Origin of the sequence: Pseudomonas sp. 67(2021), assembly GCF_017491835.1 — a bacterium.
GTDB classification, from domain to species: Bacteria; Pseudomonadota; Gammaproteobacteria; order Pseudomonadales; family Pseudomonadaceae; genus Aquipseudomonas; species Aquipseudomonas atacamensis.
Map to the genome: position 1 here is coordinate 1 of NZ_JAFGYL010000068.1, position 512 is coordinate 512.

General features: G+C 60.0%; 1 protein-coding gene. It reads left to right on the forward strand.

The features are described from left to right. Nucleotides 1–512, forward strand: a 512-nt coding sequence (locus J5M66_RS26545) for an ABC transporter ATP-binding protein (RefSeq protein ID WP_207817535.1), incomplete at both ends; no start/stop codon positions are given.

Consider the following 512-nt stretch of genomic DNA (forward strand, 5'->3'; position numbering starts at 1 on the left):
GGTCTACGAGCCGCGTATTCTGCTGATGGACGAGCCGCTCGGCGCGCTGGACAAAAAACTTCGCGAAGACTTGCAGGACGAACTGCGCCAGTTGCACCGCAGGCTGGGTATCACCATCGTCTACGTGACCCACGACCAGGAAGAAGCCATGCGTCTGTCCCAGCGCATCGCCATTTTCAGCCATGGCAAGATCGTGGGCCTGGGCACTGGTTATGACCTTTATCAGAACCCTCCAAATGCCTTCGTTGCATCGTTCCTGGGTAACTCGAACTTCCTGCGGATCAAGGCCAGCGCAAATGGTGCCGGCACTTTCGAAGGCCAGCCCGTGGCGATTCGCCTGACCCCAGGCCTGGCCGCTGGGCAGGAAGCGTTGATCATGGTACGCCCGGAAAAGGCCCTGGCCCTGACCGCCGAACAGGCCGCCCGCGAACCATTGCCAGCGGGGTGGAACGAGGTAAGTGCCAAGGTCGGTGAAGTGCTGTTTTTGGGCGAAAGCCAAACCTGTCATGTGT